Source organism: Acinetobacter sp. YH12049 (assembly GCF_013419875.1).
Lineage (GTDB): Bacteria > Pseudomonadota > Gammaproteobacteria > Pseudomonadales > Moraxellaceae > Acinetobacter > Acinetobacter amyesii.
Genome location: NZ_VOZH01000003.1, coordinates 1 through 25,385, shown reverse-complemented (window position 1 = coordinate 25,385; position 25,385 = coordinate 1). Strand labels below are relative to the sequence as shown.

The 25,385-nt window shown below is 39.8% G+C and carries 25 protein-coding genes and 1 pseudogene; 10 read left to right on the top strand and 16 right to left on the bottom strand.

The window, feature by feature from the left end; genetic code table 11:
* Positions 1-6: 6 nt before the first annotated feature.
* Positions 7-381, bottom strand: coding sequence for a hypothetical protein (locus FTU05_RS01810; protein ID WP_111885656.1), 375 nt, complete (start codon positions 379-381; stop codon positions 7-9).
* 511 nt (positions 382-892) lie between these two features.
* On the opposite strand from FTU05_RS01810, the gene FTU05_RS17820 reads away from it, so the two are divergent.
* Positions 893-2,782, top strand: a complete 1,890-nt coding sequence (locus FTU05_RS17820; protein ID WP_257230073.1) for a YadA C-terminal domain-containing protein — start codon at positions 893-895, stop codon at positions 2,780-2,782.
* 94 nt (positions 2,783-2,876) lie between these two features.
* On the opposite strand, the gene FTU05_RS01800 is transcribed toward FTU05_RS17820, so the two are convergent.
* Positions 2,877-3,359 (bottom strand): copper resistance protein NlpE, encoded by a 483-nt coding sequence (locus tag FTU05_RS01800; protein WP_180121722.1) that lies wholly within the window; start codon positions 3,357-3,359, stop codon positions 2,877-2,879.
* Positions 3,360-3,639: 280 nt separating this feature from the next.
* On the opposite strand from FTU05_RS01800, the gene FTU05_RS01795 reads away from it, so the two are divergent.
* Entirely contained in the window at positions 3,640-4,218 is a 579-nt protein-coding gene (locus tag FTU05_RS01795) for a 1-acyl-sn-glycerol-3-phosphate acyltransferase (protein WP_180164062.1), read from the top strand.
* Between the two features lie 122 nt (positions 4,219-4,340).
* On the opposite strand, the gene FTU05_RS01790 is transcribed toward FTU05_RS01795, so the two are convergent.
* Together FTU05_RS01790 and FTU05_RS01785 are read right to left on the bottom strand one after the other, a co-directional pair.
* The gene (locus FTU05_RS01790; RefSeq protein ID WP_180024138.1) at positions 4,341-4,670 is read right to left on the bottom strand and encodes a hypothetical protein; all 330 of its coding nucleotides are present in this window, start codon (positions 4,668-4,670) and stop codon (positions 4,341-4,343) included.
* 190 nt (positions 4,671-4,860) lie between these two features.
* Positions 4,861-5,598: a sulfite exporter TauE/SafE family protein gene (locus FTU05_RS01785; RefSeq protein ID WP_180164060.1), complete on the bottom strand. Its 738-nt coding sequence runs from the start codon at positions 5,596-5,598 to the stop codon at positions 4,861-4,863.
* 199 nt (positions 5,599-5,797) lie between these two features.
* Between FTU05_RS01785 and FTU05_RS01780 the strand changes: the two genes are divergently transcribed.
* On the top strand, positions 5,798-6,262 hold the full coding sequence (locus FTU05_RS01780) for a hypothetical protein (RefSeq protein WP_180164058.1): 465 nt from the start codon (positions 5,798-5,800) through the stop codon (positions 6,260-6,262).
* A 56-nt stretch (positions 6,263-6,318) separates the two neighbouring features.
* Here the strand turns inward: FTU05_RS01780 and rsmD are convergent, their stop codons facing one another.
* The 3 genes from rsmD to tnpA form a co-directional block, all read right to left on the bottom strand.
* Positions 6,319-6,870 (bottom strand): 16S rRNA (guanine(966)-N(2))-methyltransferase RsmD, encoded by a 552-nt coding sequence (gene rsmD, locus FTU05_RS01775; RefSeq protein WP_180123726.1) that lies wholly within the window; start codon positions 6,868-6,870, stop codon positions 6,319-6,321.
* A 3-nt stretch (positions 6,871-6,873) separates the two neighbouring features.
* Positions 6,874-8,916, bottom strand: a complete 2,043-nt coding sequence (mrdA, locus tag FTU05_RS01770) for a penicillin-binding protein 2 (RefSeq protein ID WP_180164056.1) — start codon at positions 8,914-8,916, stop codon at positions 6,874-6,876.
* 164 nt (positions 8,917-9,080) lie between these two features.
* The gene (tnpA, locus tag FTU05_RS01765; protein WP_180164054.1) at positions 9,081-9,479 is read right to left on the bottom strand and encodes an IS200/IS605 family transposase; all 399 of its coding nucleotides are present in this window, start codon (positions 9,477-9,479) and stop codon (positions 9,081-9,083) included.
* Positions 9,480-9,536: 57 nt separating this feature from the next.
* Between tnpA and FTU05_RS01760 the strand changes: the two genes are divergently transcribed.
* The 5 genes from FTU05_RS01760 to FTU05_RS01740 all read left to right on the top strand — a co-directional run bounded on the left by FTU05_RS01760 (position 9,537) and on the right by FTU05_RS01740 (position 13,954).
* The gene (locus FTU05_RS01760; RefSeq protein WP_180164120.1) at positions 9,537-10,841 is read left to right on the top strand and encodes an RNA-guided endonuclease TnpB family protein; all 1,305 of its coding nucleotides are present in this window, start codon (positions 9,537-9,539) and stop codon (positions 10,839-10,841) included.
* A gap of 185 nt (positions 10,842-11,026) precedes the next feature.
* Complete coding sequence (locus tag FTU05_RS01755) at positions 11,027-11,545, top strand: hypothetical protein (RefSeq protein WP_180164052.1); 519 nt, start codon at positions 11,027-11,029, stop codon at positions 11,543-11,545.
* 64 nt (positions 11,546-11,609) lie between these two features.
* The gene (locus FTU05_RS01750; protein ID WP_218953198.1) at positions 11,610-12,926 is read left to right on the top strand and encodes a hypothetical protein; all 1,317 of its coding nucleotides are present in this window, start codon (positions 11,610-11,612) and stop codon (positions 12,924-12,926) included.
* 84 nt (positions 12,927-13,010) lie between these two features.
* Entirely contained in the window at positions 13,011-13,670 is a 660-nt protein-coding gene (gene adk / locus FTU05_RS01745) for an adenylate kinase (RefSeq protein ID WP_078189866.1), read from the top strand.
* 86 nt (positions 13,671-13,756) lie between these two features.
* Entirely contained in the window at positions 13,757-13,954 is a 198-nt protein-coding gene (locus tag FTU05_RS01740; RefSeq protein WP_180164050.1) for a hypothetical protein, read from the top strand.
* A 56-nt stretch (positions 13,955-14,010) separates the two neighbouring features.
* Here FTU05_RS01740 and nth read toward each other — a convergent pair whose 3' ends face one another.
* Positions 14,011-14,700, bottom strand: a complete 690-nt coding sequence (gene nth, locus FTU05_RS01735) for an endonuclease III (RefSeq protein ID WP_180164048.1) — start codon at positions 14,698-14,700, stop codon at positions 14,011-14,013.
* 2 nt (positions 14,701-14,702) lie between these two features.
* Positions 14,703-15,497 (bottom strand): RnfABCDGE type electron transport complex subunit B, encoded by a 795-nt coding sequence (locus FTU05_RS01730; RefSeq protein WP_180164046.1) that lies wholly within the window; start codon positions 15,495-15,497, stop codon positions 14,703-14,705.
* 330 nt (positions 15,498-15,827) lie between these two features.
* Here FTU05_RS01730 and gdhA point away from each other — a divergent pair, with 330 nt between their 5' ends.
* A complete protein-coding gene (gene gdhA, locus FTU05_RS01725) occupies positions 15,828-17,174 on the top strand; it encodes an NADP-specific glutamate dehydrogenase (RefSeq protein ID WP_257246863.1) in 1,347 nt (448 codons plus the stop codon).
* A gap of 83 nt (positions 17,175-17,257) precedes the next feature.
* Here gdhA and FTU05_RS01720 read toward each other — a convergent pair whose 3' ends face one another.
* The 4 genes from FTU05_RS01720 to rlmH form a co-directional block, all read right to left on the bottom strand.
* Positions 17,258-18,028 carry an META domain-containing protein gene (locus FTU05_RS01720; RefSeq protein ID WP_180164044.1) on the bottom strand — a complete coding sequence of 257 codons (771 nt, stop codon included), beginning with the start codon at positions 18,026-18,028 and terminating at the stop codon, positions 17,258-17,260.
* Positions 18,029-18,105: 77 nt separating this feature from the next.
* Entirely contained in the window at positions 18,106-18,882 is a 777-nt protein-coding gene (locus tag FTU05_RS01715; protein ID WP_180164042.1) for an META and DUF4377 domain-containing protein, read from the bottom strand.
* A 167-nt stretch (positions 18,883-19,049) separates the two neighbouring features.
* Positions 19,050-19,826 (bottom strand): dioxygenase, encoded by a 777-nt coding sequence (locus tag FTU05_RS01710; RefSeq protein ID WP_180164040.1) that lies wholly within the window; start codon positions 19,824-19,826, stop codon positions 19,050-19,052.
* 137 nt (positions 19,827-19,963) lie between these two features.
* Complete coding sequence (gene rlmH / locus FTU05_RS01705; RefSeq protein WP_078189858.1) at positions 19,964-20,446, bottom strand: 23S rRNA (pseudouridine(1915)-N(3))-methyltransferase RlmH; 483 nt, start codon at positions 20,444-20,446, stop codon at positions 19,964-19,966.
* A 152-nt stretch (positions 20,447-20,598) separates the two neighbouring features.
* Here rlmH and FTU05_RS01700 point away from each other — a divergent pair, with 152 nt between their 5' ends.
* Positions 20,599-21,561, top strand: coding sequence for a M20/M25/M40 family metallo-hydrolase (locus FTU05_RS01700; RefSeq protein ID WP_373685251.1), 963 nt, complete (start codon positions 20,599-20,601; stop codon positions 21,559-21,561).
* A 412-nt stretch (positions 21,562-21,973) separates the two neighbouring features.
* Here FTU05_RS01700 and lon read toward each other — a convergent pair whose 3' ends face one another.
* The 3 genes and pseudogenes from lon to FTU05_RS01685 form a co-directional block, all read right to left on the bottom strand.
* A complete protein-coding gene (gene lon, locus FTU05_RS01695) occupies positions 21,974-24,400 on the bottom strand; it encodes an endopeptidase La (protein ID WP_180164038.1) in 2,427 nt (808 codons plus the stop codon).
* Positions 24,401-24,547: 147 nt separating this feature from the next.
* Positions 24,548-25,135, bottom strand: a complete 588-nt coding sequence (locus FTU05_RS01690; RefSeq protein WP_180026669.1) for a 5-formyltetrahydrofolate cyclo-ligase — start codon at positions 25,133-25,135, stop codon at positions 24,548-24,550.
* A 139-nt stretch (positions 25,136-25,274) separates the two neighbouring features.
* A pseudogene (locus FTU05_RS01685) lies at positions 25,275-25,385 on the bottom strand (IS5/IS1182 family transposase); the annotation flags it as partial.

Genomic DNA, 25,385 nt, shown 5'->3' with positions numbered 1-25,385 from the left:
ATAGTTCTATCTCTGAATGAATTGGTCAATTAAATCTTTGATGATTTGTTTTTGACTCGCATTCAATGTCCGAAATTTTAAAAAATAATCAAGTTCTGATTGATCATTTGACTCAAGATTGGATGATCCTAATGTGTTGTCGCCAAAGCGTAACCATTGGCTAGTGACATTGAGCCAAATAGAAAGAATAGCCAGTTTATCTTGATTTGGAATCGCTTTACCTAATAACCAATTATTTGCCGATTGGACTGAAACAGGAGTGCCATCATATCTATGATTAAACTCTTTTGATAAATAAGTTGGGCTAATAGGGTGATTTGAATCTATTAGTGCCTGTTTCAAGCGTTCACTAAAAGCTAACTTTTCTTGTAGATTACTCATATTTCATTGATTCTGCTTACAATAATTAAGGACTCTTAAGTGTAACAGAATGTTGATAAGAGTTCGGTAAATTTTAATTGTTGATTGTAGGAAATAGCCAAATGAATAACAATCATTTTTCGTCTAATTATTGATAAATAAGAGTAATTTTTTGTAAGGAGGATAAACGATACGTGTTTACGAGCAATCAAATATTGATTGATTGAAAGGTAAAAGTTAAAGGAAATATAATTCTTTAATATTTGTGGTGTTATAAAAAAATATCAAAAAAACAATAAATTATAGTATTTTTTTTGTATAAAAAAGAATTAAAATACTTTTTACTTAAAAATAAATCAAATTTTGATTGATATTAATGTTTTATTTTGTATATTATTGCCACAACACCGCAGGGGCGGTTGGCTATGAATTGCGGATTCTCCAGACGATAAGTACGCATTCGTAACAGTTTCGCTGGTAAACATCATCCTAGGGTCTACCAGTTTTTTTATAAAAATTGAAGGAAATTTACATGAAATTTCAAAAGACACTTTTAGCAGCTAGCCTTGCAGTAGCAGCGGTATCAGCTAATGCATCTCAAGAAGCTAAACCTGTTTCAGTTACTGAAAACTTATTTAACTTAAATCAAATCTATAATGGCAATGGTACGAACATTTTAGGTTCAGTTGATGCTCCTGTGAATGGTCGTAGTGCTACAAACTCACTTGTTCTTGATACTGATCGTGATTGGTTACCAGTTATTAGTGTGGATACTGATAACAAAATTATAGATTTGGGTATTCGTGACGTTGAAGGAACAACTCAAGCAGGTCAAGATGTTAAATATGACGTGTTTAAGTATAAAACTGAAGATGGCACAACGGTTTTCCGTTTTGAGAACACAAAAGATGGTTCAAAAGTGCCAGGTTACTATGTTGCTGACGCAGCGGGTAACTTATCTGAATACAATGGTACTTCAAAAATTGATGTAAATACTTTGACAAAAGGTGGTCAGATTAAAGGTCAAACTGGCTCTACAAATGTAACTGGTTTTGAAAACCGCCAAGTTAATGGTGAGCGTATTGTTTATGGTTACCAAGGTGGTAGCGAAGTAAATGCAGGTAACATCCAAGGTGAAGTAGTTGCTCCAGATGGCACAGGTACTAACGAACACTTAAAAGGTGACTTAGGCCAAAAGCAAACTGCTTCAGGTGACATTCGTTACGTACAACAAGGTATTATCGCAAATACTGGTAACCTTTTGGCGAGTGGTGCTATTGATCCGTCTAAAAACATTTACGGTGTAAGTGCTCGTGACAATAACAATGTTGTAATGATGACTGGTAACGGTATTGCTTTAGCTGATTTGTCTAACAAAGGTACTTTACAAACTGATGGTAGCGTTGCTAGCGCAGTACTTGTGAAATCAACAGCTCAAGGTGTTCAAAAAACACGTGAATACGAATTAGAAAACGGTAAACGTATTCTTGAAGTTTACAACAACGATGAAGGTCGTGAGCTTGCTTCTAAATACTATGAAATTACTGGTAACGGTAATGATTTAGTAGAATGGAATGGTACAACTCCAGTATTAGGTACTCATATTAAAACTGGTACTGCAGAATATAACGCAGGTACATTTGATGTATCTAAAGTTCACAATACTGTAACTAACAAAAATGTTACTTATAGTGAATCAGTTTCAGTTGTACAACAAGACCAAGTAAAAGCGGGTATTACAACTCCAGGTGCAGCAACTACTGATATTAATAAAACTTTCACTGGTACAACAACTAGCGAAACTAAACAACAAGTTTCAACTGGTGTAATTGGTACGAATGAAGACCAATCTAACAAGTATGGTACAGAAGTTAGCAAAACTGTAACTGCTGATGGAAAAACTACTACTGAGAAAACGACAATTACTGCTGGTGGTATCACAACTACTGGTACTATTAACGCAAAAGACTATCAAATCAATGGTGTAAGTATCGTTGATAACATTAAAGAGTCTGTTGATGGTGCTGTAGCTGGCGCTACAGAAGCTATCGATGCTAAAGTAGCAGAAGTAGATTCTAAAATTGTTGAAGTTGATTCTCGCTTAACTCAATTCAACACAACTGCTGCTAACTTAAATTCACGTGTTGACCAATTGAACAGCCGTATTGATGACGTAGAGAAAACAGCTTACCGTGGTGTTGCAATTGCTTTAGCTGCTCAACAACAAATTCCTAACATTGGTGCAGGTCAATTTGCAGTATTTGGTGGTGTTGGTCACTACGAAGGTGAATCTGCAGGTGCTCTAGGTGTTGCAAGCGTATTTGCTGATGGCCGTACTTCACTTAGCGCTGCAATCGGTGTTGCAGGTGGTAGCGAAGTTGGTGGTCGTGTAGGTCTTTCTTATGTATTTGGCGGAAAATAATTAACCCGTTGATACATTTGGATTAAACAAAAAATCCCCGCTTTTGCGGGGATTTTTTATGATTAATATATGACTACAAATGTTAAATAAAACGCTAATCAAGCTTTTTAGTGAGCTGTAAATTTAATTCAGGCATTTCCAATTTTTCACCTTTATCACCACGAAGCTCAATAAAGTTTTCACCTACAAAATAAATTCGATTGTCACCTTGGGCATCAAGTTGAATCATCCCAGGTTGATCTGGCAAAAACTTAAAACGGCCTTTTACTTTATTTTCAGTGTTTGCAGGCTTACCTAAAAACTCTTGGCTAAGCTCATAGCTTTTATCGAGTTTGAGTTCAAGCTCAGTTTCAATCCCTTTGCAATCATGACAGGGCAGAATCCCTTTATATTCACCTGCCCAATCAAGTGCATTTTCGGTGTTATCACCTGTGGCAATCGGACTTTCTGAGGCTGCGTCTGTATTGGCAATGACATTATTATCTGGGGGTGTCGCAGTTTCAGATTCATTGCTGGTTTTTGAACATGCCGTTAAGGTTGCACTGACCATACAGAGAGCGAGCATTAGTTTTTTCATGAGATTTATACACCGTATGTACCCAATATAATGCTAAGCGTGACTTTTATTGCTCAAGAAAAATAGCCTATTCCTGTTAACAATTGTGTGTTTGGTTAATACATCAAAACAGACATTTGATTTTTAAAATTCGTAAATAGTGAAATATTGGTGATTTACCTAAAAGTGAACGCTAAAGGACATTTATATATTAATTGGTGAATAACTGAACGATATAGGCTTTTATAATTATTTTGCGTTGTTAAACTCTGCGGCATAGAAAAAACTGTCGGTGCAAATTGTGTTTGAAAAAACAGCGGAAAAAAGTCTGAACTTAATGGGGTGGCAAATTGATAACCATTGGGATTTAAATATCGACCAATGTGTCATGATTGCAGCGCCACATACCAGTAATTGGGATGCACTTTATGCACGCCTTGCCCTGAAAGCTTTAGGGGTAAATGTTCGTATCACGATTAAAGACAGTTATATGAAATTCCCGTTTGGGCCTTTTGTACGTGCTATGGGCGGAATTGGTATTAATCGTCGTCCAAAACAAGATGGTGAAGCACGTCAAAGTATGGTTGAGCTCATGGCTGACTTATTTAAGCATCATCCGAAATTAGTCATGTTGGTAACGCCTGAAGGGACACGCGCCAAACAAGAGAAGTGGAAAACTGGTTTTTATCATGTTGCCATGCAAGCAAGTGTGCCGATTGCTTTAGCCTATATGGACTATGCGCAGAAAAAAACGGGTGTGGGTAAAATTGTTTATCCTACAGGCGATTATGAAAAAGATATGGCTGAAATCATGGATTTTTACGCGCAAATTCATGCCAAATTTCCTGAAAAATTCAGTGTCGATACACGCTATCACTAATCCAACAATCCAAAAAAAAGGACAGCATCGGCTGTCCTTTTTTATGTTTAGATTCTTCTATTTAGATTCTTCTGTTTAGATTCTTCTGTTTAGATTCTTCTGTTTAGATTTTTATATTGATTTTAATCATTAAAGTCGGGATGGATACCGCCCAGATTTTGACATGCCGCCTTATAAATTATGTATTGCTGATCAACTACATCAATGAGCGGGATACGAAATAACTTTTCGCCTTGCTTATAGCTATCGATATAAGACACGACTTTTTGTTTGCTTGATGCTAGTTTTTCTTCATGGAAAGTTGTAATCGAGCTATGAGTCATATGTGAACTTTCAATATTATTGCACTGAAAATGTGAGAGTAGTTTTTCAGCTTTTTTAATTTCGCTGGACGTGCCAAACATACAGCCGCTAAGCAGAGTTACACCTGCAAGCAGGATGAACTTTTTCATGGTTTTATTTTAAGCAAAATTATGAGGTGCAATATTCTATTAATTTTCGTCAGAAAAATTAATTACTTTTTTACCATTTGGCTAATTTTTATTTAAATGTGAACTGTGTCATTGTTACAAGATGTGAATATCTAACTGAGAAGGGGTTTTTCTAGAATGACTTGGATAAATATCTTTAGGTTTTGAGTTATCAGGTTGAGATACTCATCGTCACCAAGAAGCAGCCTGAAGAAAATAATAGCCCTAACACGATATGCTTAAATTGGCTTTCTGAAATACGATAAAAAAGTTTGGCACCAAAAATCACGGGAAAAGCCATAATTACCAAAAGCACTGCTAAATATGGTAGATGTTCACGATGGATGATTCCTTGTAATAGGTAGCTAATGAGTGTGACGAGCTGAATAGCTAAATTGAAATGTCGCAAAATATAGCGTTGTTCTGCTTTGGGTGTATTTTTCAGCATGAGCCATGCAGAGGGTAATGCACCACAAAAGCCTCCAAGACCACCCAAGATTCCAGCAATATATCCAATACTAGAATCCGCCCATTTCCCTGTCTTTTGGATGAATGAAAATTTTGGATTAAAAAATAAAATTGGGCACCAAAACATTAAAAAAGCGCCCAAAACCAATTTAAATGTATCTGGATTAATGCTGTCTAATAAATAGGTACCGAGCGGTACACCTAAAATTCCTGCAATTAAATAGGGATAAATGATTTTTTTATTGATCGGAATGCTTTTACGTTCTGATGATAATGAAATGAAGTGGCTATAAACTGAAGCGCAGACCACCAAGGGTGCGGCTATTTGAGGGGGGAGTATCCAAACCCAAAATGACATTGCGATAAGGGCGAATGCAAACCCTGTTAATCCTTGTACGAATCCCGCAAAGATGGCACCAAGAATAAAAATCAGCCAAGTCATTAATTTACAGCTTTGAAATACGTGGCGCTATTGTAGTGAATTTTTCTATATAAATGTGGCTGACTGAACAAATGGAGCAAAATTGGATGTCAAATGATGAATAAAACATGAATGTTTAAATACAGCAGATGTACACAGACTTCCGATTGAATTCATTTCGATAAGTGAAAATGCTCTTCATCAAAGAGGAGTGCTACACATGCTTAAACAAGTTGCTTTGCTATCTGTAGTTGCAGTTACATTTACAGGGTGTGTCGTGGCGCCATTTGATGATGGCCGATACCATTCGAATCAATATGGCTATGCAAATCAATATGGTTATTCAGGTCAATATGGGGGGTCATACGGACAGCGTTATGACCGTTCATATAGTCGAGTGAATAGCCCGCAACATCGACCAAACTCACCACGATCGAATTCGAATAACCGTCCAGACGATACTCATAAACCGAATGTGCATAAACCGAATGTACAGAAACCTTCATCTCAGCATCCGTCAAATGTGCATCGTCCAAGCGCAAAGCCTCAGACGCCAGCTAAACCCAATACAAGTAAGCCCCAGCAGCAAAAACCACAGCAACAACGTCCTAAAGTAACGCCCGTGGATAAAGCTAAAACCCCAGGTGGATTTAACAGCCAGCGTCCACTTCGACCACAGGTTTAATGATTTTCAAGTAATAAAAAAGGACGCATTAACGTCCTTTTTTGTGTGCATTTACATTAAGCCTTTTTATATAAGCCTGCACGTACCGTACCTGCTTTGGTTTGTTTAATTTGCTGCCAACTGCTCGGGAGTTTTAACTGAGCAAGATCACGATCAGCTTCGATATAAATTAAACCATTGTCTGCAATGCACGGATCGACCAATTCAGCAAGTTCTTCCCATAAATCAAGACTATACGGTGGATCTAAGAAAATTAGATCAAATTGCTCTTTCAAGTTAGGAATGACTTGTTGTGCTGTCATGTTTTTGAGTTGCACACGTTGTTTACTGACCCTTAGGAGTTCTAAATTGTCCATGAGAAATTTCGCTTGGGTGCGATCAGGTTCAATTAAAACGGCTTCTGCTGCGCCACGTGAGAGTGCTTCAAACGACAAAGCACCTGAACCTGTACAGAGGTCGAGGACTTTGGCATTTTGAACATCCCACATGAGCCAGTTAAATAATGTCTCGCGGACACGGTCAGGTGTAGGGCGTAAACCGTCAATACTGGCAAAAGGTAATTGACGACGCTTCCATTCACCACCAATGATTCTTAATTGATTTTTCATGAATTATTCCTCATCGGTTGCATGTGCGGCACTGGCAGCACGAGGTGTTGTATTTGCACTATTCGGTTGTTGAGTTGCACTATTATTCTGCTGTGCAGTTGGGCTCGCATTTGGATCGGCTGATAAAATATTCGAGCCACTTGGCAACTCACTTGGTTTTAGACCCGCAGTCATGAGACCACCGCTAATTTGATGGCTAGCAGGACGAATTGGATTCTTTTTACGTGTTAATAACCAGTAGTCAAACATTGGTTTCGCAATTTGAGCAGCAGAACCACCGTGACGACCATTTTCCCAAACGACGGCAATGGCAATTTCAGGTTTTTCCGCAGGGGCAAAACCAACAAATAAACCATGGTCAAGTTGACGCTCTGTCAATAAGGACTCGTTATAACGTTTACCTTGGGCAATACTTTTAACCTGTGCAGTTCCTGTTTTACCTGCGATTTGATACATTGGGGTACGAATACCACGACCTGTCCCTGTTTGTACCACATCAATCATGGCATCACGCATTTTGATCCAATCATCTGGCTTACCATTAAATTGAATGCGACCATTCGGGGCGTTATGGACTTTGTGGACTTTAGAGCCTTTACTTTCACGCAAAACGTGAGGTGTAACATGAGAGCCTTGATTGGCAGTAATGGCAGTCGCCATCGCCAGTTGTAATGGTGTTGCAGTAAATGCACCCTGACCAATACTGACAGAAATGGTTTCACCTTTGAGCCAGTTGGACTTCCGTGTGCGGAGTTTCCATTCAGGATTTGGATATAGCCCCGTACTTTCACTTGGTAAATCTACACCGGTTTTTTCACCGAAGCCAAACTGACGCATCCACGTATTCATTTTTTCAATGCCCATACGATAGGACAAGACATAGAAATAGGTATCGCAGGAAACGACTTGAGCTTTGTGTAAATTAACTGAGCCATGACCAGTTTTTTTGTGGTCACGGAAACGATGGCTGTCACCCGGAAGTGTGAAGTAGCCCGGATCGGAAATGGCAGTACTCCAGTCCACTAGACCATAATGAATACCACCTAAACCAAACATCGGTTTGATCGTTGAACCCGGAGGATAAGCGCCTTGTACAGCACGGTTATATAAAGGTTGATCGAGGCTATCACGCAGTTCAGAATAATCTTTGCTGCTAATCCCGGTAACAAATAAGTTAGGGTTAAAACTTGGACTAGAAACGAGAGCAAGAATTTCCCCAGTACGTGGGTCAATCGCAACAATCGCACCACGTCGATCTGCAAGCTGCTCTGAAGCGACCATTTGCAGTCCATAATCTAGGGATAAATATAAGTCATTACCACGAATCGGATCTTTACGACCTAAATGGCGTAACACATTACCAAAGGCATCGGCTTCAACCGACTCATTGCCCGGCATACCATGTAAAAGTTCTTCATATGATTTTTCAACGCCAATTTTACCGATCAGGTTTGAGCCAGCGTATAAATCTTTATCAATCGATTTTAGTTCTTTGTCATTAATACGACCCACGTAGCCAATCACATGGGCAAATAGTTCGCCATGTGGATAGTAGCGAGTCATTTGGGTCTCTATATTGACACCCGGAAATTGATATTTCACCTCACTAAAACGGGCGATATCATTTTCATTTAAATTCAGTTTAATCGAAACACGTTCAGTCTTTTTAGAGGTTTTAATTCGACTTTTAAAGCGTTCGATATCTTCAGATGTAAGCTCTAATAAGGGTGTTAGGCGCTCTACCGTATCATCGATATCTTCAACATCCGCACGGCTCATGGTTGCTGAGAAAACCGGATAATTATCGGCTAATAACACGCCATTACGGTCATAGATATAACCACGAGAAGGTGCAAGTGGTTGCAGTCGAATTCGGTTTTGATCTGCAGCAGTTGAAAAGGTCTCATAACTCTTGATTTGCAAATATGCATAACGTGCCACAAGCAACAGCATAAAGAAGGAGACAATCCCTATCGAAATCACCACGCGATTACGATAAATCCGCTTTTCTTGCTGGACATTTTTTAAAGGATAGTGCTGCTTCATACGCGTTCGACTTAAAGACTGAGAGCTAAAATAACGGAAGAGGCATATTCTAGCGCAACTGACATTTTTTTGATAAATAAAAAAGACTCTGCTGTGATTGCAGTCTATCTTAAAGTGAAAGAGGACTCCACCCGACAGTCAGGGTGGAGGTGAATTTCACGGTTTTAACCTTGTTGGTTTTGAATGTATTTTTTAATAATGTCCAAAGGCGCACCACCACACGACCCTGCAAAATATGAGCGTGACCACAAAATAGGCTTTGCATAGCTACCACGTAAATCTAAAAATTCATTCCGCATTCTTCTACTTGTTACTGATTTTAGATTATTCACCAACTTACTCAGTTGAACTGTTGGTGGGTATTGGATAAGCATGTGAATATGATCAGCCTCACCATTACATTCCTTTAATTCCGCATCAAAATCTTTACATATTTCAGATACACACTCATTAAAATATTTGTGATGTGATTCACCTAAAATCTTTTTTCTGTACTTAGTGATAAATACTAAATGTACATGTAAATTAAAGGCTGAATGTCGGTTTTTGTATATTTCTGTCATTGTTAAATGGCTTATTCGGTGATAATATATCACATATTACCACATACACACTCATTTATGAAAATCAACAAGGCGTACAAATTTAGGCTTGAGCCTAATGCAGAACAGGAACTTGTTTTAAACAAGTTGCTTGGCTCTGCACGTTTTGTTTGGAATCAAATCCTAGCCATTTCATTTGAAATGCTTGCTAAAAATGAACGCATTAATAAAATTAATTTGGTTAATAAAATCCCTGAACTACGCAAAAAGCCTGAGTGTGCTTTTTTAGAAAACAGTTCAAATGGTGTTTCACTTCAACAAAAAGTTCGGGATCTTGGTGATGCTTGGGGTAAATTCTTTGATAAAAAAGAACAAGCCAAGTTAAAACAAAAGCCTTTTAAGCCTAAAAAACCAAAATTCTTTAAATTAGCTGATGGTAGTGAAGTTCAACTTAGACCACTTATGCCACGATTTAAGAAGAAATCAGATGGTTATGATTCAATTCGTATTGTTCAATTTAATCGATATTGTTGGGTTAAAGGCAACCAAGTAAAATTACCTAATGATATTGGTGTTGTGAAATTCAGAAAATCACAAGATATTTCAGGTGAGATTAAAAACGTCACAATCTCAAAGCATGTCGGTAAGTGGTATATTTCTTTTGGTGTTGAGAACACAATAGAACATCCCATCCACCCATCAAAATCAGCCATTGGTGTTGATCTTGGCATCAAAAAATTGGTGACAACCTCAACAGGTCAGGTATTCGACCCGATCAATAGCTTTAAAGCCAATCAAGTGAAGTTGGCTAGACTTCAACGCAAATTGAAGAAGAAAACTAAATTCAGTGAAAATTGGAAAAAACTTAACTCAAAGATCAATAAATTACACCATCATATCGCCAATATTCGACATGACTACTTGCACAAAGTCACGACAACTCTCAGCAAAAACCACGCAATGATCGTAGTTGAGGACTTAAAAGTAGCCAATATGTCGAAGTCAGCAAGCGGAACAATTGAGAAAAAAGGAAAGAATGTGAAAGCCAAATCAGGCTTAAACAAATCAATCCTAGATCAAGGTTGGTCAATGCTTGTGGGTATGTTGGATTACAAGCAACAATGGCGAGGTGGTTTACTCGTTAAAGTTGACCCCAAATATACAAGTCAGACTTGTAGCTCATGCGGTCATGTTGCAAAAGAAAACAGGCTCACTCAGGCAAACTTTAGCTGTTTTGAGTGTGGCTTTAGCGAGAATGCGGATATAAACGCTTCTCGTAACATTTTGGCGGTGGGACACACCGTTTTGTCTGTGGAGGGAAGATGCGGTAAAGGTCGCCCTTTGAAGCAGAAAGCAAGCGAAATCCGCAAGGAAGTCACCTAAAAGCTTTTGCTTTTAGAATCCCCCACTTGAGCTAGTCGAAAGTGGTGGGAGTATGTCAAATTTTGACTTTGCAGACATGAAAAATATGGGGCTTTGTGTATAACAGTTCATATTATTCTGCTAAAGTCGAAACGTATAAAAAAGGAATATTCCAAAAAATAATACTAAGGAAGTTTGTGAAAACAATGAATAAATTATATCCATTGCTTGCATTTATGATGCTCGGAAGCATCGCACATGCCAATGACAATTCATTTTTACCTGAGGCAAAGTTAACAAGTAAGGGTTATCAACCATGGAATGTTGGAGCAGGTTTTACTCAAAAAATTATTCACGTGAATGGTGAGTGGGTAAACCCATATGGCATTGCCTATGCAAAAGCTGGTGTTTTCTTGAACGATGATAAAACACCTGGTGGGCAAGTCGGCTTTCGTTACCCAGTTCATTTCACTGGCAAAGATAAAAATGGTTATTATATCGGAGCTTATGCGGGTCACATCGACTCTAAGAAAGTAGATGGTGAAGATGAAGCGCGTTTAGGTGGTGGTATCGATCTTGCTTATGTGATGTTGAGTGCCGAGCGTATTAGTACGTTTAGTGTAGGCTTGGGGGCGGGTGAAAAATTAGAAGACAAATCAGGTAATGTGATTGTGGAAACCGAACCGAGACTACAAATCTCATATACTTTAAGTTTTGGTTTGTAGTGAAAATAATCAACTTTATTTTATAACCGCACTCACTGAATAAAATTAAATATGGAAGTTATGCATGCTTGAGTACGTTAACGAATTGTGGCAAACCTTTTTGCAACGTCCCGATTTTTGGGCTGTGCTGAGTATTATCCCCGTTACCGCATTCGTTACCTGGGCACACGTTTGGATGGCACTGAAAATGGTGTTTTACCCGATTACTTTCTGGGGATTCCATTTAGGTCGATTACCCGTGGGATGGCAGGGGATTGTGCCAAGAAAAGCTGGACGTATTTCTGGCATTATTACGGATAATACATTGTCTAAATTGGGTTCCTTGCGTGAGTTTTTGGAAGCAATGGATCCTGAGGACATGGCGCGCATCATTGGTGAACAAGTTGGCTTTGAGCTTGAACATTTGATTGATGAAGTCATGCTAGACCGAAATGCGGTGCTTTGGGAAAACCTACCGTATTCGATTAAACGTCGTATTTATACCCAAGCACACAAACAGCTGCCAAATACCTTAAAAGAACTCGTGACCGAACTGACCATGAACGTAGAGTCACTTGTTGATATGCGTGAAATGGTGGTGAGCCAAATGGAAGCGGATCGTCTCTTGATGGTACGTATGTTCCTTAAAGTTGGCCAAAAAGAAATCAACTTTATTTGGCATATCAGTGCCTTGATTGGGATGTTCTTTGGTATCTTCCAAATGGTTGTTTGGTTTGTGGTGCCTTGGCATTGGACGGTTCCATTTTGGGCAGCAATCTGGGGCTTTTTGACCAACTGGATTGCCATCTGGATGGTATTTAATCCCATTGAGCCGCACCCCGTTAAGTATTTACAATTGTTTGAATTAACTAAAGATCGTAAATTCCCTTGGATTAAACCTGTGATTCCACGTATTGGAACGTACAATGTTCAAGGCGCGTTTATGAAACGCCAAGAAGAAGTTTCAGATGTATTCGCAAGTGTAGTCACAGAAGACCTAATTACGTTAAAATCTATCATGACCGAAATGATGTATGGCGGGAAGAAAGATAAGACCCGTCGCATTGTGAAACGTCATATTAATGAAATTATGGAATCTCCACTGGTTCGTACCTCATTACAGTTGTCTTTAGGTCCAAAAGAGTACGCAAAACTCAAGACAGACTTGATCGATCGCTCAATTGAAATTACGATGGTGCCTGTATGCGACCCTGCGTTTAATGCGAGCCGTGCACAGAAAATCTTTCAAATGTTTAGAGACCGTATTCGTGAGCTAACACCGAAAGAATTTCAAAATCTATTACGTCCTGCATTTCAGGAAGACGAATGGATTTTAATTGTCTTGGGTGGTGTAACCGGTTTTATCGCGGGTACAATACATTTGTTTGTGGCTTTCTTATAATTAGATGCTGGAAGATGATCTGAATCTTGGGTTTAGATCACTACATAGCGTCATATACAATGTTTAAAATGAGGATGTTTTTTTATGCGCATTATATTACTCGGACCACCTGGAGCAGGTAAAGGGACACAAGCTCAGTTGATCTGTAAGCGCTACGATATCCCACAAATTTCAACCGGTGATATGCTCCGTGCTGCGATTCGTGAAGGTACTGAATTAGGTCTACAAGCTAAAAGCGTCATGGATAATGGCGGCCTTGTATCTGATGAGCTTATTATTGGTCTTGTAAAAGAACGCATTGCTCAACCTGACTGTGTCAACGGCTGCATTTTTGACGGTTTCCCGCGTACGATTCCACAAGCTGAAGCGCTTGAAAACGAAGGGATCAGCATCGATCATGTAATTGAAATCGATGTACCTGACGAAGAAATCGTTCAACGTTTATCTGGTCGTCGTCAACACCCTGCATCTGGTCGTGTATATCACACCGTTTACAACCCACCAAAAGTGGAAGGTAAAGATGACGAAACTGGTGAAGACCTTGTTCAACGTCCGGATGACCAAGAAGCAACAATTCGTAAGCGTTTAGGTTCTTACCACGCTGAAACTGAGCAATTGGTTGGTTTCTACCAAGGTCGTGCAGCTTCTGGCGAAAACGCACCGACTTATGACAAATTAAATGGTCTTCGTCCAATCGATCAAGTTCAAACTGATTTGTTCGCGATTTTAGATCAGTCTAAATAATTCAACTTTTTTGAATTTTTGACAATCAAAGAGTCCTACTGCATAGTGGGGCTCTTTTTTTATGTGGCTTTTAGGGCGAATCTGTTATGAAATTTGCTTTGGTTATAATGGTCATCATCGCTGTGGCGGTGTTATTGGGCTTATTATTTGTCAGCTTTAAAATGTTGCGTAAGGTGCAAGTGGAAGAAGCAGAGCAAGCTAAACTGAACCCGAAGCAATATCGCTTACATCCAAAGCTGCAGCAAGAGCTTAATAAAAAACACAAAAAACAAGATAAAAATTAAGCATCGACTCGATCAATTGATTCTTACAAATTTCATCAACTCCCAAATTGAAGAGATTAATCCTCAATTTGGGTGGTTTTAATCGGTCTTAATGCGCCAAAGTCAAAACGGTCAGGCCAATTACATACATCAGACACGATACATTCATCACATTTGGGTTTGCGGGCAATGCAGCAATAGCGTCCATGTAAAATCAGCCAATGATGTGAATCAACAATAAACTCTTTGGGGATGACTTTGACGAGTCGGTGTTCGACTTCCAAAACATTTTTGCCGACAGCCAATCCTGTACGATTACCTAAACGAAAAATATGCGTATCGACTGCCATGGTCGGTTGTCCAAAAGCAGTATTCAGCACCACATTTGCAGTTTTACGACCGACACCGGGTAAGGCTTCCAAATCTGCACGATTATTCGGAACGATGCTGTTGTGCTTCTCAATGAGCATCTTGCAGGCTTTAATGACATTTTCCGCTTTTGAGTTATACAGGCCAATGGTCTTGATATATTCCTTCAGTCCGTCAACACCTAACGCATAAATAGCTTCAGGAGTATTTGCTACTGGAAAAAGCTTGTCTGTGGCTTTGTTGACACTGACATCTGTGGCCTGAGCAGATAGGGTAACAGCCACTAAAAGTTCAAATGGACTACTATAATTGAGTTCAGTTTTCGGGTTGGGGCGTTGCTCACGTAAGCGTTCAAAAAAAGTTTGAATTTGCTTCTTAGTCATTTTTTTAACCGCCATGATTAAGCCCCTTGCAGTTGTGTTAATTGTTGCGTGAGCGTATGGAGTAACTCACGTTTTTTTGCATCGTCTCGAACACTCAGTTGTTTTTCTAATTTCTTAATTTGTGTACGAATTTTTGCAAGTTCAATGGTGGTTTTTGCATCGAGTTGAACGACTGGCGTAGCAGGTTTTTCCACGACTTCAATGACCGGTACTGAGTCTGTCTGGGTCGAAAATTGGGCAAAAAGTTCCGTCTCAATTTCAGCACGTACGACTGGGCCTTTACGATGAATTCTGCGCTTTTCCTCACGTTGAATATGTGCATAGTAGCGGCGACGTAAATCATTCTGTTCTGCGATTCGAGCGGCTTCAGATGGCACTTGATCAAGCTCTTCGACAAGGTCGATACAATCCACTGGACAAGGTGGAATGCAGAGTTCGCAGCCCGTACATAAATCCGTCAAGACGGTATGCATCAATTTGCCTGAGCCAATAATGGCATCAACAGGGCAGGCACTAATACATTTGGTACAACCAATACATTCATCCTCACGAATCACAGCTTTAACCCGTTGCGGGCGTCCATCACTTTGGATTGGCCAAACGCTGGCTTCTGCTGTTAAGTGTGGACGATTTAATAACGCTGCTAGTGAATCTGCCACAGGTTGACCACCGGGTATACATTTATTGGCTTCTTCTCCTTCACTGATGGCTTTGGCATAGGGTAAGCAGCCGTCTCGGTGTCCACAAAGTCCACATTGAGTTTGTGGCAATAGGGCATCAATTTGTTGGATGAGGGAAATTTCAGAAGTCATGGGTAGTCGCGAGTACAAATGAAGGCAGTGAAAAACCAAAGAGGACGTTGAATTCTAGCATGTTTCAGTATGAATTGCTGTGCGCAAAAATGGGTCTATAGATGCATCATAAATGAGCAAAATAATTCATTAAAACATTCCTAAAAGTAATAATATTTATAACTAAAATATCTGAATAATCAATTTAAATCGCTGTTCTTTAAAGAATTTAAAGATTTTTTAAAAAAACTATTGCTGATTAGTTACAAAAGATATTTAATATTTTGCGCCAAAATATATCTTTGATCAAAATTGTGATCAATTTTGATCCATACATCTGCTGAGGATTAAGTGTTGAAATATAACAGCCTTAACGACTTCCTAGACTACGTTAAAACACGTGATGAACACCAACCTGAATTTCTTCAAGCTGTTGAAGAAGTGATGACGAGCCTTTGGCCATTCATCGAAAAGAACCCACAATATGCTGACTACGGTTTGCTAGAACGTCTTGTTGAGCCTGAGCGTGCAATTCAGTTCCGTGTTTCATGGGTAGATGACAAAGGTCAAACTCAAGTTAACCGTGCTTTCCGTGTTCAATACAACTCAGCAATTGGTCCATTCAAAGGTGGTATGCGTTTCCACCCATCAGTGAACCTTTCAATTCTTAAATTCTTAGGTTTTGAACAAACTTTCAAAAATGCTTTAACTACCCTTCCTATGGGTGGTGGTAAAGGCGGTTCAGATTTTGACCCTAAAGGTAAATCTGAAGGCGAAATTATGCGTTTCTGCCAAGCATTAATGATCGAATTATACCGTCATCTTGGTTCTAACACTGACATCCCTGCGGGTGACATCGGTGTAGGTGGCCGTGAAGTTGGCTACATGGCTGGTATGATGAAAAAATTAAGCAACGACACAGCATGTGTGTTCACTGGTAAAGGTTTAACTTTCGGTGGTTCACTTGCACGTCCTGAAGCAACTGGTTACGGTACTGTGTATTTCGCTGAGGAAATGCTAAAAACTCGTGGCGATAGCTTTAAAGATAAAGTTGTAACGATTTCGGGTTCTGGTAACGTTGCACAATACGCTGCTGAAAAAGCAATGTACTTAGGTGCGAAAGTGGTTTCACTTTCTGACTCAGCTGGTACTGTATACGTGAAAGATGGTTTCACAACTGAACTTCTTGCTGAAGTAATGGAATTGAAAAACGTTAAGCGTGGCCGTATTTCTGAATTTGCATCTAAGCACGGTTTTGAATATTTAGAAGGTCAACGTCCTTGGTCTATCAAATGTGATATCGCGCTTCCATGTGCAACTCAAAATGAATTAGATGAAGCTGATGCTGAAGCTCTTCTTGCAAATGGCGCAATCTGTGTTGCTGAAGGTGCGAACATGCCTTCAACTTTGGCTGCAGTTGAGAAATTCGTTGAAGCGAAAATTCTTTATGCACCAGGTAAAGCTTCAAATGCAGGTGGTGTTGCAACTTCTGGTCTTGAAATGTCTCAAAACGCAATTCGTTTGGGTTGGACTTTCGAAGAAGTTGACGAGCGTCTACACGCGATCATGAAAGAAATTCACCGCAACTGCGTGAAATACGGTACTGAAGAAGATGGTACTGTGAACTACGTAAACGGTGCGAACATTGCAGGCTTCGTAAAAGTTGCTGACGCAATGCTTGCTCAAGGCGTTTACTAAGTTCTCCGTAAGTTGAACTGAAAACCGAGGCTCAAGCCTCGGTTTTTTTATGGCGGAATGGTTTAGAAAATATAGATATATTGCTAGGTGTTCATTAGCCTAAGTTGTAATTTGCTATCGATAATGTTGAAGTGAAAATTTAAGGGTTGGCTGAGCAAACGTTTAATATGAAGCTCTTGCTGATGTAATTGTGGGCAGAACTTCAGAGTACTCCATACATCTCCTGTAAAACGCCAAGGATGTTGTTCAACATCATAATTGCAGCCAATGCGATTACAGCCACTAAAAAATGTTATACGGCCATTGTTGAATGTGAGAGTTATTGGGGCGGGTAGAGCCTTATTCTCTACGAGAACCCACGTCTTTTGAGTTAATTGTTCTGCTTCAAAATCACGTAAATCAGCAATTCGCTGTATGCCTTTAAAAATATAGGTCTGTTGATTGCTATTCATCACGATTAATTCAGGCAGGGCATTTTGCTTTTGAAGTAGCTTTAGATTGACATCGCGAAAGAGTTGATTGAACAGCACATCGTTATTTGATTGCTTTGAACAGCCGATCAGTGTTTGCAGTTGTGAAGATTCAGTCTTCAAATGCTGTTGATTTAAATGATAAGGTTTAGAGATTAAATTGCATCCCGCATAAAGGTGTAGCTGTTGTGCGGAAAAGTTAATGAGAAAGGGTTGTCGGCTGTCAGTTGGATTATGTTGCCATGTATAGTGCTGTAAAACTTGATGAAATTGATCTGAAGCTGGGCTGATAAAAGTCTCGTGTTGAAGTTTGGGTCGCCATTCGCTATTACTCTGACAGCCAAACAATCCGAATAAAATACTAAAATACAATAAATTTTTCATCGGTAGTCTAGATCCTAAAGCGTACTGTAGATATAAAAAAACCGAGGTGATGACCTCGGTTTTTTTAAGGCTGTAACTTACAACGTAACTTTTACGGCTTCACGTTCGACTGACATATCAAAAATATAGGCATATTTTGATTGGTCAGCAGCAGGGTTTTTACGTTCAAAACGTTTTACGCGAATAATTTGGCGTTCTGTAGGAGTGTGCTTAAAGCCTTCAATTTGATCGTAAAATAAAGTCCAGTCTTTATCGACTTGCGTTTTTAAGCCTTTTTCATCGTACTTCACTTCACGTACTTGCAAACAAGTTTGTAGAGCAACACCTGTACATTGTTTGGTTTCAGGGCTGACTTCAAGGAAAATGGTTTCGCCTTGCGAGTTGTACTGGGTTTCAGGTGTTAATTTTCCAGTGAAAACCACTTTCTCACCTGTTGCAGAGATAATGGTTAACGTTGGGTTTTGTGGATCTGTGGTATTTAAAACAAAAGGTGCTTTACGGTCACTAAAGAGTGAAGATGCAAGTCCTTCTTGTTTCATCGCATTATCAGGACACGCCATCATGGTAGATGCAATGTTGCCTGTTACAAGCGTATTGTGTTCCACTTTCCATTGGGTTGACATACTGTTACAACTGGTTGAAATACCCAAAGTGCCATTTTCTAGAAAATTTAAAACCAAAGGTTTTGGTGCATTTTCAGTGGTGGTGCTCCATTGATATAAAGCTAAAGTTTTATCAGCATTTTGTTGTTGTAATACGCTCACGGCTAAATCTCCAGCTTTTTGGATATCGCTTGATTGACATGCTGCAAGGGCTAAAGGGAAGAGGGCGATCGCTAAATATTTTAATTTCATTACGCTAAATGTTCTAAGTGAATTTCAGCCTGTAGCATAACCCATTCATTTTAAAAAAATATGAATACATTCAGCTCAAATAAGTAGCAAAATGTATCCATAAATAATAATTTGTTAACTTATTAATATAAATTATGAATAAGTCGAGCTATCAAGTTTATTCTTGTTTAATCAAAACGATAAATATCCATACCCAGTGAACCCATACTAAAGCTACTGTGAACTATAGAGAAGCGGGGGCCTGTACCCATCGCAAAGAAGATGGGTGCAAAATGTTCAATGGTCGGATGATTGCGTTGTACAAACGGGATATTTTGCCAATCGAGAACTGCATCAAAATCTTGATGAGTGAGCTTATTGACCACAAAATTACGGAATGTAGACGCCCATTCAGGCACGGCTGCTGCACGTCCATCCCAAGCCAATTCACGTAAGTTATGAGTAATACTGCCTGACCCAATCAACAGGATTTGCTTGTCACGTAAAGGTACGAGCGTTTGTCCAATTTTATAGATCTCTTGAGCAGACATGGTCATCGGCAGTGATATTTCAATCACAGGAATGTCTGCATCAGGATACATATGCAACAACGGCATCCAAACGCCATGATCGCGTGGACGGGTGCTGTTGGCATGTGCAGATAACCCTGCATTGGCAAGCAAATGAAGGATTTCTTCAGCAAGCTCTGGGTTGCCCGGCGCTGGATAGCGAATATCATAAAGTTCCGCAGGGAAGCCACGGAAGTCATGCCAAGTTTCAGGACGGGCACTTGTACTTACTTCTAGTGCGTTACTTTCCCAATGCGCGGACATGATAATAATGGCTTCCGGTTTTGGAAGATTCAGGCTTAAACGTTCCAACGCGGGACCGACTTGCTCAGGATTGATGGCAAGCATAGGTGAGCCATGGGAAATAAATAAACCTGGAAGTGTTTGTAAATTCATCGCGGTCGCCGTTGGTTGTTTAAAGGAATATAATGATCATGCACTAAATTATTCAGCGTAACAATTCGGATAATTTCAACGGTTTGTTTCATTGTTGCAACGCTGTAATTGCTGTATACGCTGGATGTTAGTTCGGATTAACCCGCACGATGGTAAGGGTGATTATGATTAATACTCATTGCACGGTATAGCTGTTCGATGAGCATGACACGAACCATTGGATGCGGCAAAGTTAGTTTAGACAAAGACCAATGCCATGCTGCAGCTTTACGTACTGCTTCAGAATGTCCATCTGGCCCACCAATGGCTAAAACCACATCATTGCCTTCAAGCATCCAACCTTTCATGGTTTCAGCTAGTTTTTCCGTACTGAACTCTCGACCACCGACTTCTAAGGCGATCAGCACTTCATTCGATTTCATGGCATTTAAAATGCTGTCACCTTCAATTTGACGGTATTTTAAAATGTCGGCTTCTGAGTCGTTCTTGCCACGTTTAGCCATAGGCAGTTCAATGATCTGCGTTTGAACAAATGGCTGAATACGTTTGAAATAATCTTCAAAACCCGTCAGAACCCATGCTGGCATTTTTTGACCGATTGTCAGAATACGAATTTTCATACAGCGCCTGAAAGTATATAAAAGAGCATTATAACGGTTCGCTTGCGCTTTGTATGTTCAGACACAATTTGCAATTGAAATCGTGTTCTGCTTGCTGTTTAAATACGCAGCATAAGCAGATTAGATCAAAGATGAAAATTGGAATAATAACAATGAAAAAAACATGGCAGGACGGTACGTTATTTTTGCTCAAGCAAGTAGCAATGCTTTCAATTTTTGCATGGTGTTCATTTGCGGCGAATGCCAACAATATTAGAACCGCTGAACCGGATAATTTAAAAGTCTATTTAGAGCAAATTATTGGTAGTGAAGCTGAATATCGTAACTATAAGAATATTCAAGAGTTAAATCGCGTGTCTGCTTGGATTCGTGAGCAGATGCGTTTATTTGGTGTGAATTGCCGTTTTCAAACCTATACCGTAAATAGCCAACCATACCGTAATGTGGTCTGTCCCTTAAATGCAGGGCATAGTAATCGAGTGATTATTGGTGCGCATTATGATGTATTTGAGGAGCAGCATGGTGCTGATGATAATGCTTCTGGTGTTGCAGGTGTACTCGAAGCTGCTCGGATTCTTTCGGCTGAAAAAGCGCGTTTAAAACAAAATATTGAATTTGTATTTTATACCCTCGAAGAACCGCCGTATTTTAGAACAGAGTCGATGGGCAGTTTTATCCATGCAAAATCGGTAGCAAAGGAAAAAGATAAAATTTCAGGTGTATATATTCTAGAAATGATTGGTTATTTTGATCCCAAAGTCACCCAAGAATATCCTGTTGGGCTGAAGTGGATTTATCCATCGCATACAAATTTTATTGCATCGGTGGGGAACATTCAGTCTCGTGACTTAACCTCATCGTATTGTGCGGCGATGGAGTCTTTGAAGCAGTTGCAATGTGAACGCTTGATTTCACCGTCATTTATTCAGGGGGTAGATTTTTCAGATCATATGAATTATTGGCAATTTGATATGCCGGCGATGATGATCACTGATACGGCATTTTATCGTAATAAGCACTATCACACCGAGCAAGATACTATGGATAAATTAAACTTAGACAAAATGGCTCAAGTGATCGATGGTTTGGTGAAAACCATCTTAAATTTGAAATAGCATGTCTTTAAAAACATGACATAAAAAACGCAGCCCCGAAAGCCTGTGGACTGCGATAAAAGGTCATCTACCTGGAGATGTAGATGACCATCTTGTTCCAATGATCATCACGCTTTTAGACGTGATTGGAACCAATAAAGAAACATACAGCGCGTATATCTCTCTACTATATATGTGGGATAGAGGGCGATATTTCAAGTAATAGCATTCAAATTTTGTAAGACTTTCTTATTGGCTATTATTGATCTTGATGTCGAATTTGAAATAGTAATCCAATCAAAAGTTGTAGCTGTTGTCTTGAGTCTTGTCATAGCGAAGGATTTGAATGAAATTTTTCGAATATGCAGTATGAAATAATGGATATAAAAAAGCCCTGTCGAAACAGGGCTTTTTTATTACGAGTTGCTAGCGCTTAGTGACGAGCAGCTTTGCCACCTTCAGTTGCTTTGACAATCGGTGTCTTTGCAAGAGGTTTAGGCATATCAACCAAGGCTAGAGGTAAAATCTCATCAATCGATTTCACTGGTTTAATTTCTAGACCTTCTTTGACATTGTCTGGAATCTCAGCCAAGTCACGAACGTTGTCTTGTGGGATAAAGACAAGCTTAATGCCACCACGGTGAGCAGCGAGAAGTTTCTCTTTTAAACCACCAATGCGCATTGCACGGCCACCCAGACTGGTTTCACCAGTCATTGCGATATCTGGACGAATTGCAATGCCTGTAAAAGCTGAAACAAGAGCGGTAGTTAGGGCTAAACCAGCAGATGGACCATCTTTCGGTGTTGCACCTTCTGGTAAATGCACGTGTACATCTGTTTCTTCAAAGCGAATCGCTTCAATACCTAGTTCATCTGCACGGGTACGTACAACGGTCATCGCTGTTGTGATCGATTCTTTCATGACATCGCCAAGAGAACCGGTGGTAATGAACTTGCCTTTACCTTTCACTGCTGCAACTTCAATTGTTAGTAGTTCACCACCAACAGATGTCCAAGCCAAGCCGTTTACACGACCCACTTCAGCTTCTTCTTCGGCCATACCGAAGTCGAATTTGTGTGGACCTAAGTAGTCAGGAAGATTTTTCGAATTCACTTCAATTTGAAGATTTTTCGCTTTCTTGCTCACTGCTTCTTTTACCACTTTACGTGCAATTTTAGACACTTCACGTTCTAAGCTACGGACACCGGCTTCACGTGTATAACGTTGTACGATATCGCGGATGGCTTCTTCGTGAACGGTTAATTCTTTCGCACGTAGACCGTTGTTCTTGATGGCTTTTGGAACAAGGTAACGTTCAGCAATATTCACTTTTTCATCTTCGGTATAACCCGGTAGACGAATCACTTCCATACGGTCAAGCAAAGCTTCTGGAATATTCATGCTGTTTGCAGTGCAGATGAACATCACTTCAGAAAGGTCTAGATCAAGATCTAAATAGTGATCATTGAACTTACTGTTTTGTGATGGATCGAGGACTTCAAGCAATGCTGAAGCAGGGTCACCACGGTAGTCTTGCGCCATCTTGTCGATTTCATCGAGTAAGAACAGTGGGTTCTTTACGCCAACTTTTGTCAAAGACTGCACAATTTTACCGGGCATCGCACCGATATATGTACGACGGTGACCACGAATTTCAGCTTCGTCACGCACGCCGCCAAGCGCCATACGGACAAATTCACGACCAGTCGCTTTGGCAACAGATTCACCGAGTGAAGTTTTACCAACACCTGGAGGACCAACTAAGCACAGGATTGGACCACGAAGTTTTTTCACACGTGATTGAACAGCAAGGTATTCCACGATGCGGTCTTTCACGTCGTCTAAACCATAGTGATCGGCATCAAGAATATCTTGAGCTTTCGCAAGGTTAATGCTGACTTTGCTGGCTTTGTTCCAAGGCGTATCTAAAATAACTTCTAGGTAGTTACGCACGACAGCAGCTTCGCTCGAAGCAGGTTGCATCGCTTTTAGCTTACGGAACTCATTTTCAGCTTTCTTGCGTACATGTTCAGGTAAATCGGCTTCAGCTAGACGCTTTTCAATTTCTGCAACGTCATCTTCAGCACCGCCATTCATGTCAGAAAGTTCGCGTTGAATGACCTTCATTTTTTCATTTAAGAAGTATTCACGCTGATTCTTTTCCATTTGGCGTTTCACAGAATCATGTAAGGTTTGCTCAATTTGCTGCTCTTCTGACTGTTGTAATAAATACGTCATCAGCTCAGCTAAATGTGCTTCAAATTCATCATGCTCTAAGAACTTTTGTTTTACATCAATATTCAAAGGCACGCGTGTTGCTACAAAGAATAATAATTGTAGCAAATCATCAATTTTATTGGCTGCTGCAATCAATTCACGTGCGTTACGCAATTTTGCTTCTGCATATTGAGCAAATAAGGTGCGTAATTCTTCCACACGGTTATTCTGAGTTTCTGAGTCTACAGAAACCGTCATTGGGCTTAATGAATGCTCGGCAGTCAGGTAATCATCGGTATCGATAATTTTTTCTAACTTGGCACGATATAAGCCTTCAATCAGTACTTTTATACAGTTTTCATCATTCTCATGATTCACAACTTGCACAATCTTCGCGACAGTACCGTATTGATATAAATTGTCGTGATCAATTTCTTCTGTAAGCGAATCTTTTTGTGCAACTACGAATACAAGATTGTCACTGTCACGTGCGACATTGACTGCATTGATCGACTTTTCACGACCCACAAACAGTGCAATTTGCATGTGAGGATATACAACCACATCTCGTAGCGCTAAGAGCGGTAATACGCTCGGAATTGTAGTTTCCAAGCTTTCTTCATTCATAATAATCTCAGACATGGGCACTCCTAATGAGTGACAACGGTGTTGCCATGTTTTTTATAGTGATGTGTATTTTTTAAATTACAAGGGTCATGCTAATTAAAATGTATAAAAAATGACTAAATATGTGATTTATAAGTGTAACTCAGTGTCAAGAATATCAAATTAACGTTTGAAGCTTAAAGTTTGAGATGGGCTAATAAAGCCATCTAGCGGTTGATCCCATGCCTCTCGGACCAAAGAGTCTTGAATGAGTTGAAAATCATGACCAAGTCCTAAACGGTAGGGGGTAGAGTGGGCTGTTGCTAATGTTTTATCGTAGAAGCCACCCCCCATACCAATACGTGTGCCGTACTTGTCGCAAGCGAGCAAGGGCATAATTAAAAGGTCAAGATGAGAAACATGCTTCCCACGACTTGCCATGGGTTCTTTCATACCGAGTGGGTGATGAGAAAAACGTTTACTAATGTATTGATGACGTGAGATTTCAACCCAAACCAGTTGCTGATTCATGTTGCAAATCATGGGTAAATACACGTGTTTTTGATGCGAAAAACAGTAGTGGATAAGCTTTTGAGTGTGAATTTCACCAAATGCATGTAAATAAACGCCTATATGCTGACTGCGCTTAAAATAACTATGTCTGATTAAGCGCTGTAGGACTTGTTGTTCAGCTTGTCGTTGCTCCCATAGGTTTAGGCTACGACGCTGCTTACGGAGTTGTTTACGAAGGCTGGTGGTGCTCAAAGTCATGGTTCATTTCAAAGTAGCACAAAATTCTCAAAGGCATTTTAACGTGTTCAAGCTTAAAAGTCCGAAAAAATAGGTTTTATCTTTTTTAGGCTTTGTTGCACAAAGATTTGAAATACAAAGCCTCCTAATTGAGCCAAATTTAAGGCGTAACTTGGGTAAGTGGTCGACCTAATTCCGTAAATCTGTTGAGGACTGCTACACGTGCATGAATTTCATTGACTTGGCTATCAAATTTTCTTGCACTGAGTTT